We start from the raw sequence: 13,462 nt of genomic DNA on the forward strand, positions 1-13,462 counted from the left end.
CCGCCATCACCGCTACATCGCGCCTTGTGCTGAATCCGTGTAGGAGCTGCCGCAGGCTGCGATCTTTTGACCTTGGTTTTTTACAATCAACAACAGGATCAAAAGATCGCAGCCTGCGGCAGCTCCTGCATGAGCGGTGCGGTGGGAAACGCGCAAAAAAACGCCCCGAACCAGTCGGGGCGTTTTTCACGAGGATGCGGCCTCGGGTTTACAGCGGTTTAGCGAACACCGTCCTGACGCAGAGCGGCTGGAGTGAAGTCGCTGGTGGTGGCGGTGAAACCGAAGTCATACGCCTGTTTCTCTTCGTTCTTCATGCCCAGCGCCAGATAACGGCCAGATTGCAGGTCGTAGAGGGTTTCCAGGGCGTACCACGGCACTTGCTTGTCGTAGTAGTCCTCGGCATGCGCCTCGGCCACACGCCACAGCTGACCACGACCGTCGTAGTGGTCGATCACCGCCGCTTGCCAGGTGTCTTCATCGATATAGAAGTCGCGCTTGGCGTAGATGTGGCGCTGACCTTCCTTCAGGGTTGCAACCACGTGCCAGACGCGACGCAGCTCGTAGCGCGCCAGGTCCTGGTTGATGTGGCCGGCCTTGATGATGTCGGTGTACTTCAGTTTCGGATCGTCGAGCTTGTAGCTGTCCGAAGCGATGTACATCTCTTTCTTGCCTTCGAGCTTCCAGTCGTAACGATCCGGGGCACCGTTGAACATGTCGAGGTTGTCGGAGGTACGCAGGCCATCCGCCGCAGTACCCGGGCCGTCATAGGACACTTGTGGCGCACGGCGCACACGACGCTGACCGGCGTTGTAGACCCACGCCGAACGCGGTTCCTTCACTTGGTCGAGGGTCTCGTGCACCAGCAGCACGCCACCGGCCAGACGTGCCGGCGCAGTCACTTTCTGCTTGAAGTAGAACAGGATGTTGCCTGGGTTTTTCGGGTCGTAGTCCTTCATCTTGTCGCGGAACACGAACTGATCCTGGAAGTACACCAGGCTGAACGAGCCGTTCGGTTGTGGCGTCGCCTGGGTCACCAGACGGGTCACGCTGCCGCCGCGATAGCGGGTGATATGGTTCCAGATGACTTCCACACCGCTTTTTGGAATCGGGAACGGCACAGCGGTTTCGAAGTTTTCCAGACCGTTGCCGCCGGACACCAGATTGGTGGTGGTGGCGTTTTTCTTGATGGCGGCGAACACGTCATCCGGCACGGTCGCGCCGCGATGGGACGGGTAAACCGGCATCTTGAAGGTGTCCGGATAACGCTTGAACATCGCGTACTGGCCCGGTGCAAGTTTGTCCTTGTACTTGTCGACGTCCTTGGCGGTGATGATGAACAGCGGTTTTTCACTGGCGTACGGGTCAGACAGGAAACCCTTGCTGTCGACGGTGCCGGCATTCTTCGGCAGCGGTTTCCACGCCGGAATCGAACCGTCGGCGTTACCAGCCATTTCAGCGCCCATCGGGGTCAGGCTCTTGCCCAACTTGTCGGCTTCAGCAGCAGGCACAGCGGCCATGACACCGGTCGCCAACAGCGACAGGCCCAGTACACCGGCGTGGAACAGACTCTTTGTTATTTTCATATGTGTGTTCGTCCTGAAATGCAGTGCTTAGAAGTTCACGCCGAAGCTGAGCGCAACGAAGTCGCGGTCATCCACGGTGGTGTACTTGCCGTCGAAGAAGTTGGTGTAAGCCAGGCTCGCGGTGTAGGTGTTCTGGTATTCAGCGTCGACACCGAGGCTGACCGCCTTGCGACCTTCCTCGAAGTTGCCGCCAGGGCCTGGCGAGTAACCGCTGACGTCGTGGGACCAGGCCACGTTCGGCTTGAGGTTCACGCCGGCGAAGACGTCGTTGTATTCCCAGATGGCGCGACCGCGGTAGCCCCACGACACTGATGTGGTGAAGCCGTCGTTGTCGCAATTGCGGCTGCGGTTGTTCTGCGGCGACCCAGGTCCTGCACCGTTGATGGTGCTGGCGTTGAGAATGTTGGCGCAGGTATCGATACCGCCAGTGGCTGGCAACTCACCCGGGCCAAACACCGGATCGCGGCCATAACGCATGTCGGAACGGCTTTCCAGCCCGCCGACATAAGTCGCGCCGACTTCGCCAACCAGGGTCAGACGGCTGGCGCCCATGACTTGATCGAAGAAGTGCGTGAACGTTGTCTGGATCTGGGTGATTTCCTTGCGCTCGTAACCATGCAGGTCCTGACCCGGCACACCGTTGAGTATCGAAGCGTTGGTCAGTGCACCGCCGAGCGGACGCACACCGGCGAACAGAATGTCGGTGGAGTTCAGTTGCACCGGCGCGTTCGGACGGTAGCTGATCTCACCGCTCCACGCCGTACCGGTAGGCAGGGTGGTGGAGAAGCTCAAGCCGTAGAGGCGGATGTCTTCAGGGTATTCAATGAAGTATTGCGAGTTACCCGCAACCAGCAGGGGGCCAAGTGCCGCAAAAGGCCCCGGCAGCGCGCGCGCCGTGTTGTAGACCGATTGCGGCGCACCGGTGGCGCTGAAGATCGGCGCGCGGCTGTGGTAGTTCATGAAGTAGGCACCGAACTCGGTGTCCAGCGGTTCGTACATGTACTTGAAGGACGCGCCCCACTGGCCGCTGTCACGGGCATCACGGTCGCCGCCACGGCGCACCAGAACACCTTCTTCGTTGACGTCGACACCGTTGGCAGCCAATGGCCCCAGAGCAACGGCCGGAATTTGCGAACGTTTGTTCAGCACACGCAGGTTGTCGTTGCAACCGTCGGCAACGATGTCCGGCTGCGAGAAGAACGTACCGCAGTTGTCGACAACCGTCTGGTCCCATTCCAGCTGATAGAACGCTTCGGCCGAGAGGTTTTCGGTCAGGCTCTGCGACACGTAGAACATGTTGACCGGAATCAGACCTTCCTTGATCTCGGCACCCGGACGGCGGAACGCGGAGACGTCGATCGGGTTGATCGAGTTGATGCCGCCGCCGATGAAAGTACTTTCACCCCAGCTCACCACCTGCTTGCCGAGACGCACGGAGCCCGGCTCATCGGCAACCGAATAGTTGTGATACACGAAGGCGTCGAGGATCTGCCCGCCGGACGATTTGGCGCCCTCTTTGCGACCCGAATCGCTGATGTCCTTGAACTCGCGGCTTTCATCTTTGAGTTCGAAGTCGTACCAGTATTTGCCACGCACGAACACGCCGGTGTCGCCGTATTTCAATTCAAGGTCGTGGATACCCTTGAAGATCTTCGAGAAGGTTTCGCCGCTCTTGAAGTTGGCGTGACCGTCGTCGGAAGTCTGCGAGAGGCCGTGACCACCATTGTTGACGCCGATGAGGTTCTTGTTCGGTTGCTGAGTAGACCAACTGGCACCGATCGACAGGGACGAGTCGAACTGGCCTTCGATTTCACCGACGTTGAAATTGACGCCGAATGCGGGCCCGGCGAGCGAAGAGGCAATGCTGACCGCCAGAGGCAGTTTCGCCCGGCGCCAGAACTGGTTTACTGAGGTCATCGACGCTACTCCATGTGCATTATTGTTATGGCAGTGAGTACTTTTAAAAACGCTGTGGAGGGACCGGGCGCCAGGGCTGCCCGAAATCACGCCAAAGTTGCTCGCCCCGTTTAGTGCGTGTGCTCCGTTCTTAAAAATCCTTGAGCGGACTATAGCCAGCAGGTAGTACTGCTTGATCCCTCTAAAGTGTGATTTGCAGCTGCCGGCCACTCTGGAACAGTCCTTTCGCCAGTCCGACACATGTCGGCACGGCAAGGATGGCTGAATTTTTCGATTTCACAAGGCAAGCGCTTGCTTGGTGGGTCTGGCGCGCCGTTTTCGGCGCGCCAGCAGACACTTAAAGTGTCGAGAGGAAGGTGCTGTTGTTGGCCTGCCATTCGGTGATGTCGAGGCGGATGCGCTTCTTGTCGAGTTTACCGACGCTGGTCTTGGGAATTTCAGTAACAAGGGCGATCTGGCTTGGAATTGCCCACTTGCTCAGGTGCCCCAATTCCACGAATGGCTTGAGGTGTTCCTTGAGCTCGCGCGCCCCGATCACGTGCCCTTCACGGATGACCAGCAAGGCAAACGGGCGCTCGCCCCACTGCGGATCGGCGATGCCGACCACTGCTACTTCGCGTACCGCGACGTGGCGGCTGATCAGGTCTTCGAGGTCCAGCGAGGAAATCCACTCGCCACCGGTCTTGATCACGTCCTTGATGCGGTCGCGAATATCGATCACGCCCATGCTGTCGAGCGTGGCAACGTCACCGGTGTGCAGCCAGCCGCCGGCCCAGAGCTCAGCGCCCTTCTGCGGTTCGTTGAAATAGCCTTCGGTGAGCCAGGGTGCGCGCAGCACCAGTTCGCCCTGGGTTTCGCCGTCGGCCGGAAGGAAGTTGCCCTCGGCGTCGACGATCGCCGCTTCCACCAGCGGCCCCGGCACACCGGCCTTGATCCGGTAGGTGGTGCGTTCGTCCTCGCTGCCGGCCATCAGTTCATCATTGAGATGCGCACAGGACACCAGCGGCCCGGTTTCCGACATGCCGTACGCCGCGGTGAGTTGAATGCCCTTCGCCTTGGCCGTTTCATACAGCGTGCGATTAAGCGCACTGCCGCCGATGACGATTTTCCAGCCGCCGAAATCGGTGCCCTGCGCGCCTTTGGCGTTGAGCAGCATTTGCAGGATGGTCGGTACGCAGTGGGAGAACGTGACCTTTTCCTTGCGCCACAACTCGACGAGATACTCTGGATCGTAGCGCCCCGGATAAACCTGCTTGAGCCCGAGCATGGTCGCCACGTACGGCAATCCCCAGGCGTGGACGTGGAACATCGGCGTGATCGGCATGTACACATCGTTGGTGCCGAGCAGCCGCACGCTGTCGATGGAGCCCATGATCGTCGCTACGCCCATGGTGTGCAGCACTAGTTGCCGATGGGTGAAATACACACCTTTCGGGTTGCCGGTGGTACCGGTGGTATAGAACGTGGTGGCGACCGAGTTTTCGTCGAAGTCCTGGAAGTCGTATTGCGGACTGGCGGCGGCCAGCAGTTGCTCATACTCGCCGACCAGATTCGGCAGGTCGGCAGTCTTCTCCGGCAGATCCGTCAGCAGCAGGGTTTTCTCGACAGTGGTCAGATGTGGCGCAATCGCTTGATACAGCCCGACGAACTCACTGTTGACCAGCACGAAGCGGTCCTCGGCGTGGTTCATGGTGTAGAGGATCTGCTCGGGTGACAGGCGCACGTTAATGGTGTGAATCACCGCGCCGATCATCGGAATGGCAAACATGCATTCCAGGTAACGATGGCTGTCCCAATCCATCACCGCCACCGTGTCACCGGCCTTCACTCCGGCAGCCGTCAGCACATTGGCCAGCCGCGCGACCCGCTCGATCAGGGTCGGGTAGCTGTAGCGCAACTGGTCACGGTAGACAATCTCGCGGGTTTTCTCGTAACGGGCGCCGGACATCAGCAGCCGCTTGATCAGCAATGGATACTGGTAGGCCCCATCGGCCGGGGGAATGACGCGAGTCTGCAACATATGAATCCCTTTTCTGGCTGCACGGTGTTGGCGTAAAGATTTGTACTGTAGAACCCTTATACGCCAGCCAAATCAGCCAAAGGAATGATTTGCAAAGCCGTACAAATGCTAGCTTTGCGCCAGCATTTGCAATCGCAGGACGAGCCTCAACTCCCTGAGCAAGTGCATCGCACTCGTGTAGGAGCTGCCGAAGGCTGCGATTTGTTGATCCTGTTTTTAAGGACCAGGATCAACAGATCGCAGCCTTCGGCAGCTCCTACTGGGAAGATCAGTGCATTTCGGTGAAGGCGATTTTCACGCCGAGAGCGATCAACACCGCGCCCATGGTGCGATCGAACCAGTGACCCATGCGAGCAAAACCGGCGCGGACACGTTGCTGGCTGAACAGCATCGCCACCAGGCAGAACCAGATAGCGGTCGCCACGGCGAGGTAAACGCCATAACCGGCCTGCACCGCCAGTGGCGTGTGCGGGTTGATCACTACGGTGAACAGCGACAGGAAAAACAGCGTGGCTTTCGGGTTCAAGCCATTGGTCACGAAACCCGACGTGAACGCGCCGCGCGCCGTACGTACACCCGCTTCCTTGTGCAGATCATCCGTCACGGTTTTCGCCGGTTGCGCGCGCAGGGCTTTGAAGCCGATGTACAGCAAGTAAGCGGCAGCCGCCCATTTCAGCGCGTTGAACAACACAATCGACTGCGACACGATCAGGCCGATGCCGAGCAGCGAATAACCGACATGCAGGAAAATCGCCGTGCCCACGCCCAGTGCCGTCCAGGTGCCAGCGCGGCGACCATGGGTCACGCTCTCGCGCACTACCACGGCAAAGTCCGGGCCGGGGCTGGCGACGGCCAGCAAGTGGATCAGTGCAACGGTCAAGAACTCGGTCCAGTACATGGGCGCTCCTTTCAATAGAGTCAAAACAATTGTGGCGAGGGGGCTTGCCCCCTCGCCACAGGGTTATCCGTTCGCATAAGACTTTCGTGCGTTGCGTAACGATTTGTTTCATCTGGTAGGCTCGGCAGATTACGCCCTACGCTCAAAGCCTAAAAGGTACAGTTGATGACGAACACGCGCCGCGCGGTATTCCTTGACCACCCTTCACTGGATCTTGGCGATCTGGATCTCAGTCCCTTGCGTGAATGTTTCAGCGATCTGCAACTGTTCGCCCAGACCTTGCCCGAGCAAGTGGCCGAGCGCCTGCAAGGCGCGACCGTGGCAATCTCCAACAAGATCCTGATCGACGCCGCCGCCATGGCTGCCAACCCTGCGCTGAAACTGATCCTGATCACCGCCACCGGCACCAACAACGTCGACCTCGCCGCCGCTCGCGCCCACGGCATCACCGTGTGCAATTGCCAGGGTTACGGCACACCGTCGGTGGCACAACATACGATCATGCTGCTGCTCAACCTCGCCACACGCCTGGCCGATTATCAGCAAGCCGTAGGCGAAGGTCGCTGGCAGCAGGCGAAACAGTTTTGTCTGCTCGACTACCCGATTGTCGAACTGGAAGGTAAAACCCTTGGTCTGCTCGGCCACGGTGAACTCGGTGGCGCCGTAGCGCGACTGGCCGAAGCGTTCGGCATGCGCGTGCTGCTCGGACAAATTCCGGGCCGCCCTGCCCGCCCGGATCGTCTGCCACTGAACGAACTGCTGCCGCAAATCGACGCGCTCACCCTGCACTGCCCGCTCAACGAACACACCCGCCACTTCATCGGCGCACGCGAACTGGCGTCGATGAAACCCGGCGCGTTCGTAGTCAACACCGCACGTGGCGGCCTCGTCGATGAGCAGGCGCTGGCCGATGCCTTGCGCAGCGGTCATCTCGGCGGCGCGGCCACCGACGTGTTGAGTGTCGAGCCACCGACTCAAGGCAATCCGCTGCTGGCCGCCGACATTCCACGCCTGATCGTCACGCCGCACAACGCTTGGGGCAGTGTTGAAGCGCGGCAGCGCATCGTCGGCCAATTGACCGAAAACGCCGAGGCGTTCTTCAGCGGTAAGGCGCTGCGGGTCGTCAGTTGATAGACTGCGGCACTTTTTTTTGAGGAGCAGTTATGGATCCGCGCAGTGAAGTACTGCTTCGTCAGCCCGAGTTGTTTCAAGGATCGTTGTTGCTCGCCGGTTTGCCCGCCGATGATTTGCTCGGGCGCTTGCCCAATGCGTTCGGCTGGTGCTGGCATGCCGGCGATCAAGCCGCGCTGGACGCCCGTTTCGAAGGCCGCAGCCACTTCGGCGTGAACGTCCCGGAACGCGAGTTTGATAGCGCCGTGGTGTTCCTGCCCAAGTCCAAGGACCTGACCGATTACATCCTCAATGCCGTGGCCTCGCGCCTGGCCGGTCGCGAGGTGTTTCTGGTCGGTGAAAAACGCAGCGGAATCGAAGGCGCCTCCAAGCAGCTCAATCCGTTCGGCAAGCCACGCAAGCTCGACAGCGCGCGTCACTGCCAACTCTGGCAAGTGACCGTGGCCAACGCCCCTGAAGCGAAATCGCTGGAAAGCCTGGCGCAGACCTATGAGTTGCCACTGGCGGAAGGCCCGCTGAAAGTCATCAGCCTGCCGGGCGTGTTCAGCCACGGTCGCCTCGATCGCGGCAGCGCTCTGCTTCTGGAGCATCTGGACAAACTGCCAAGCGGCCATCTTCTCGACTTCGGTTGCGGCGCTGGCGTGTTGGGGGCTGCGGTCAAACGTCGCTATCCGCACAATCAGGTGACGCTGCTCGATGTCGATGCATTCGCCGCCGCCAGCAGCCGTCTGACGCTGGCTGCCAACGGTCTGGAAGCTGAAGTGCTGACCGGGGATGGGATCGACGCTGCGCCGATGGGTTTGAACGCAATCCTGAGCAATCCACCGTTCCATGTCGGCGTGCACACCGATTATTTCGCGACCGAGAACTTGCTGCGAAAAGCAGCAAAACATCTGAAAAACGGCGGCGAACTGCGCTTGGTCGCCAACAGCTTCCTCAAGTATCAGCCGTTGATCGAAGAGCATCTCGGCGTCTGCTCAATCAAGGCCGAAGGCAATGGTTTCCGCATCTACCGGGCCAAGCGCGGCTGAAACTTCTTTTAAAAAAGAGGCTTGCTCAATCGGTTTTGCGAAGGCAGAATCCGCTCCGTCCTAGGGGAGTAGTCTCCCACGAGCGCCAAGCTCGTCCGGCATACGTCAACATACTTGATCCTCAGATCATGGCGTATGCGACCCAAGCGTCCGCAGCAGACGGATCGCAGGGTTTGACAAGACCTATGACACGCACACCTTACCCGGGGCGGGAAGGCTGTACGTGTCATAGCCGTGTCGACCCGCCCCTTAGGAAATCCTGATGCTGGACTCGTTACTCGTTCCCACCGCAATCGTTGCCTTGGCCGAAATTGGCGACAAGACGCAACTGCTCGCGCTGATTCTCGCCGCTCGCTTTCGCAAACCCTGGCCGATCATTGCCGGTATTGTCGCTGCGACCCTGGCCAACCACGCAGCAGCCGGTGCGGTAGGCGCCTGGTTCGGCAGCTTCTTCTCGAATGCAACGCTGCACTGGATCCTCGCCGCGAGCTTCACGGCCACGGCGCTGTGGACGCTGGTCCCGGACAAAATGGACGACGATGAAACCAGTACCGCACGCAAGTTCGGGCCTTTCCTGACCACGCTGATTGCGTTCTTCCTCGCCGAAATGGGCGACAAGACGCAGGTCGCGACAGTGATGCTCGCCGCGCAATACCCGGATCTGTGGCTGGTGATTCTCGGCACCACCGCCGGCATGTTGATTGCCAACGTGCCGGTGGTTCTGGCGGGTAATTTTGCCGCAGACAAACTGCCGCTGACCCTGATCCGTCGCCTCGCGGCTTCGGCGTTCATGATTCTGGCGATCGTTGCGGTGTACAAGGCAATGCAGAGCAGCGGGTGGGTTGGGTAACGCCCACTGCCGATACAAATTACCTATCAATAAAATGCGGTCGATAGCTGTCAGAATTGACAGCTATCGTCACCGTATTAACGGGCATACATTCATGAATTCTGATCTCACTGCACTTCACAAGGATCGTAATCATGACTACGCCCAAGCATTACTCCAAGTTAACCGCGTCCGGCATCATCATTCCCTACACGCCTTTCAGCCACTCTTGTGTGTACACGGCGACCGTGGATAAAACTGATCCGAAACGGGTGCATTTCCTGCTGACAGGGCGCACCGAGAACGGCCTGAAAGAACTGGAATATCTTGATGGAAGAGCCGATTTGCTCGTGCAAAACGTTGGCGGTTACAGCACTCGTGCCGCTCAATACGAGAGCGACTCATCCGACAGTTACTATTGGACGTTTCCTGCCGCAGGCACGCCGACCCACTTCACCATTTCAGACGGTGCGGGAAATCCGTTCAGGATCAACTTCACCAAAAAGGACGCTCGAGAATTCGAGTTTGAGTGCGAGTTCTTCCTCGTGTTCGGGAAAGATCATGACTACAACTCGCGCGGTAATTACATCTTCATCGATTATCTACTGCCCTCACCAGGCTCGGTGCTAAGAGACAACTTTGCCAATGCGCAGCCCGGCAAGTAAAACGGGTCAAGGCGCTCTCGCGGTGAGAGCGCCTTTTTTACTCAGGATTTCGGGGCCTGTTCGTACAGCGGCATGACTTTCGGGATCGCCGCCTGCAACGAGGCAATCCGGCTGGCCGAGGCTGGGTGAGTGCTCATGAACTCCGGCGGCGCACCTTCCGACGCCTTGCTCATCTTGTTCCACAAGGTGATCGCGGCGTTCGGGTTGTAGCCGGCGAGTGCGGCCAACTCCAGACCAATAAGATCCGCTTCGTTTTCGTTGGCGCGGCTGTTCGGCAGGGTCATGCCGTAGTTGGCCACGGTGTCGGCCAGCGCCAGACTGTCCTGACCCAGACCCAGCAATGCACCCGCGCCCTGCTTGGCCATTTCAATCCCGTAGGCCTTGGACATCGCTTCACGACCGTGCTCGCGCAGGGCGTGGGCGATTTCATGGCCCATGACCGCAGCGATTTCATCGTCGGTCAGTTTCAGACTGTCGATCAGCCCGGTGTAGAAAATGATCTTGCCGCCAGGCCCACAGTTGGCATTGAGCTCATCGCTCTTGATCAGATTGACTTCCCACTGCCATTGCGCCGCATCCGGACGGAAATTCGGCGCCTGGGCGATCAAGCGATTGGCAATTGCCTGAACCCGTTTGGCCTCAGGACTGGTCTTGTCCAGCACACCCTTGCTGGAGGCTTCACCGACAGTCTTCTGATACGACTGGGCATACATCTGGTCGACCTCTTGCGAGGACAGCATGCTGAACATGTACTGCTTGCGCTCCACACCCACGGCACCGCCGCTGGTGGTGTTGACCGACTGACAACCGGCCAGCAACAGCGCTGCGCTCAGTGCACTTACAACCAATGTCTTGTTCATTCAAAAGCTCCCTGAAAACCTGCGCGTATCCTAGGCGGGTAATTGTATCGACGCCAGATACAACGGACGTGCTGCAACGACTTTCAGACGTTTCCCACCAGAGCTGTCGTAAAAAATTCACAGCGACTGCCAAGTCCCGTGCTACTGCGTCGCGCACAGATCCATTTGCGACATCGGCTTGTAATTGCACCGGCTTGCACTCATGGCCCAATGCCGCCTGCCGATACATCACCGCAGACGTCCTCTTGCGTGCGGAGCTCCCATGAAGTTCAAGTCGATCCAGTTTTCCGTTGCCGCCCTCGCCGGCGCCATCGTCCTTAGCGTGGTGGCCGCGCTGGTGCTGTACGCGCTGTTTTCCGGTGCGCGCACGCAAGAGATGGTGCAGCAGCGCACCCAGGCGCAATTCGAGCAAGTCATCGAGCAGCGCCTGACTTCGCTGGCACAAACCCAGGTCAGCCAGATCCAGCGCGAACTCGAAGCGCCGCTGTTGATTGCCGGCGGGCTGGTACGGGTCAACGCCCTGCTCGGCACGCCGGGCGCCGATGGCCAGCCGCGCCTGAGCGTCAGCCGCGAGCAGTTGATCAGCCTGATCAAAGAGAACGTCGAAAAGAACCCGAAGATTCTCGGCACCTACATCGGCTGGGAAAAAAACGCGCTGGACCACAATGACGCGGCTTACGTCGGCACCAGCGTGGTTGGCATCGATGCCGCCAACGGGCGCTTTCTGCCGTGGTGGTTCCGCAATGACGACGGCACCCTCGGCCTGGACAAACTGGTCGACGTCGACGACCAGAAAACCCTGTCCACCGGCGTGCGCGCCAGCGAGTACTACCTGTGTTCGAAAGAGAGTAAAAAATCCTGCGTGATCGATCCGGCGCCCTACAAGGTCGGCGACAAGATCGTCATGCTCGCCTCCTTTATTGAACCGATCATGCTCAATGGCACGTTCCAAGGCATCGTCGGCGCCGACCTGTCGGTAAACTTCATTCAGGAAATGCTCCTCGCAGCCAACCAGAAACTCTACAGCGGCGCCGGGCAAATGGCCCTGATCGGCGGCAATGGCCGGATCGTTGCCTACACCAAGGACCCGAGCAAATTCGGCGAGAAAGTCAGCGACATCCTCGATGCCGAACAGACGGCCAACATGGCCAATCTCAAACGCGGCGAAGTCACCTATTCCGTCAACAAGGACAAAGGCCGCATCGAACTGTACCTGCCATTCGGCATCGGCCAGACCGACGCGCGCTGGACGCTGATGCTGCAACTGCCGCTCAACGCGGTGATGGCGGACCTGCAAAAACTGCAGGGTGATCTCGATGCCCAACGCAAGTCCGACACCTTCGGCATGGCCATGGTCGGTCTGCTCATCGCCGGCATTGGTTTGCTGGTGATCTGGCTGGTCGGCCACGGCATTGCCCGGCCGCTGAAGCAGATGGTCGCGATGCTCAATGACATCGCTCAAGGTGAGGGTGATCTGACCCGCCGCCTGAGCAGTGATCGCAGCGATGAACTGGGCTCGATCGCCAAGGGCTTCAACACCTTTCTCGCCAAGTTGCAGGCGATGATCACGCAAGTGGTGACGTCAGTGCAGAGCGTCAGCGATTCTTCGGAACACACCGCCGACATCGCCATTCGCACCAACATCGGCATCCAGAAACAAATGGCCGAGATCGATCAGGTTGCAACAGCGGTGCAGGAAATGACCGCCACCGCCCAGGACGTTGCGCGCAATGCGACGCAGGCGGCGCAAGCGGCCAGCCATGCCGATCAGGCGGCCAGTCAGGGCATGCAGATCGTCCGCGATACATCGAACTCGATCGGCGTACTCGCGCTGGAAATCGGCAAGGCTGTAGGTGTGGTGCAGACGCTGGCCAAGGACAGCGAGAACATCAACGCGATCCTCACGGCGATACGCGGGATTGCCGAGCAGACCAACCTGCTGGCGCTGAACGCGGCGATTGAAGCGGCCCGCGCGGGCGAGCAGGGTCGTGGTTTTGCCGTGGTGGCGGACGAGGTGCGCAATCTGGCGCAGAAGACCCAGAAGGCTACCGAAGAAATCCAGACCATGATCCAGCAACTGCAACAGGGCACTCGCGACGTGGTGCGGGTCATGGAAGACAGTCAGAACCGTACCGACGAAAGCGTGCAGCACGCGGCGAAAGCGGCCGAGGCGCTGGAGACGATTACCCAGGCGGTGTCGGTGATCAACGACATGAACACGCAGATTGCCAGTGCGGCGGAGGAACAGAGTGCGGTGGCCGATGACATTAACCGCAACGTGATCAACATTGGTCAGGTGGCGAACGAAGTGGCGGGCGGTGCGGATGAGTCGAGCTCGGCGAGTGCCGATTTGACCAAGTTGGCGGAGCAGCAGCGGCGGTTGATCAATCAGTTCAAGGTTTAAGGTCAAGACACCCTCACCCTAACCCTCTCCCAGAGGGAGAGGGGACTGACCGAGTTGTCTCCCGTCATACATCGACCTGAAAGAAACCAGTCGATTATGGATTCAAAGCAGAGCGTTCAAGTCG

Annotated in this window: 10 protein-coding genes and 1 riboswitch; of the genes, 5 read left to right on the forward strand and 5 right to left on the reverse strand. The window is 59.4% G+C overall.

Going from position 1 to position 13,462, the window contains the following annotated elements; genetic code table 11:
- Positions 1–218: 218 nt before the first annotated feature.
- The 4 genes from QOL84_RS28915 to QOL84_RS28930 all read right to left on the reverse strand — a co-directional run bounded on the left by QOL84_RS28915 (position 219) and on the right by QOL84_RS28930 (position 6,418).
- Positions 219–1,583: a DUF1329 domain-containing protein gene (locus tag QOL84_RS28915; RefSeq protein WP_129395453.1), complete on the reverse strand. Its 1,365-nt coding sequence runs from the start codon at positions 1,581–1,583 to the stop codon at positions 219–221.
- A 27-nt stretch (positions 1,584–1,610) separates the two neighbouring features.
- A complete protein-coding gene (locus tag QOL84_RS28920) occupies positions 1,611–3,500 on the reverse strand; it encodes a DUF1302 domain-containing protein (protein WP_283439416.1) in 1,890 nt (629 codons plus the stop codon).
- 337 nt (positions 3,501–3,837) lie between these two features.
- On the reverse strand, positions 3,838–5,520 hold the full coding sequence (locus QOL84_RS28925) for a fatty acid--CoA ligase (protein ID WP_283439417.1): 1,683 nt from the start codon (positions 5,518–5,520) through the stop codon (positions 3,838–3,840).
- 268 nt (positions 5,521–5,788) lie between these two features.
- Positions 5,789–6,418: a LysE family translocator gene (locus QOL84_RS28930; protein ID WP_129395456.1), complete on the reverse strand. Its 630-nt coding sequence runs from the start codon at positions 6,416–6,418 to the stop codon at positions 5,789–5,791.
- A 165-nt stretch (positions 6,419–6,583) separates the two neighbouring features.
- Between QOL84_RS28930 and QOL84_RS28935 the strand changes: the two genes are divergently transcribed.
- The 4 genes from QOL84_RS28935 (at position 6,584) to QOL84_RS28950 (ending at position 10,074) form a co-directional block, all read left to right on the forward strand.
- The gene (locus QOL84_RS28935) at positions 6,584–7,549 is read left to right on the forward strand and encodes a 2-hydroxyacid dehydrogenase (RefSeq protein WP_283439418.1); all 966 of its coding nucleotides are present in this window, start codon (positions 6,584–6,586) and stop codon (positions 7,547–7,549) included.
- 32 nt (positions 7,550–7,581) lie between these two features.
- Complete coding sequence (locus tag QOL84_RS28940) at positions 7,582–8,580, forward strand: methyltransferase (protein ID WP_283439419.1); 999 nt, start codon at positions 7,582–7,584, stop codon at positions 8,578–8,580.
- 50 nt (positions 8,581–8,630) lie between these two features.
- Positions 8,631–8,755, forward strand: a riboswitch (yybP-ykoY riboswitch).
- Positions 8,756–8,842: 87 nt separating this feature from the next.
- A complete protein-coding gene (locus QOL84_RS28945; protein ID WP_283439420.1) occupies positions 8,843–9,430 on the forward strand; it encodes a TMEM165/GDT1 family protein in 588 nt (195 codons plus the stop codon).
- 134 nt (positions 9,431–9,564) lie between these two features.
- Positions 9,565–10,074 carry a hypothetical protein gene (locus QOL84_RS28950; RefSeq protein WP_283439421.1) on the forward strand — a complete coding sequence of 170 codons (510 nt, stop codon included), beginning with the start codon at positions 9,565–9,567 and terminating at the stop codon, positions 10,072–10,074.
- Between the two features lie 41 nt (positions 10,075–10,115).
- Here QOL84_RS28950 and QOL84_RS28955 read toward each other — a convergent pair whose 3' ends face one another.
- Positions 10,116–10,934, reverse strand: a complete 819-nt coding sequence (locus tag QOL84_RS28955) for a M48 family metallopeptidase (protein WP_283439422.1) — start codon at positions 10,932–10,934, stop codon at positions 10,116–10,118.
- A 262-nt stretch (positions 10,935–11,196) separates the two neighbouring features.
- Between QOL84_RS28955 and QOL84_RS28960 the strand changes: the two genes are divergently transcribed.
- Complete coding sequence (locus tag QOL84_RS28960; protein WP_283439423.1) at positions 11,197–13,338, forward strand: methyl-accepting chemotaxis protein; 2,142 nt, start codon at positions 11,197–11,199, stop codon at positions 13,336–13,338.
- The last annotated feature ends 124 nt before the right edge of the window (positions 13,339–13,462 follow it).

The sequence above is a fragment of the Pseudomonas helmanticensis genome (genome assembly GCF_900182985.1).
Lineage (GTDB): Bacteria > Pseudomonadota > Gammaproteobacteria > Pseudomonadales > Pseudomonadaceae > Aquipseudomonas > Aquipseudomonas helmanticensis.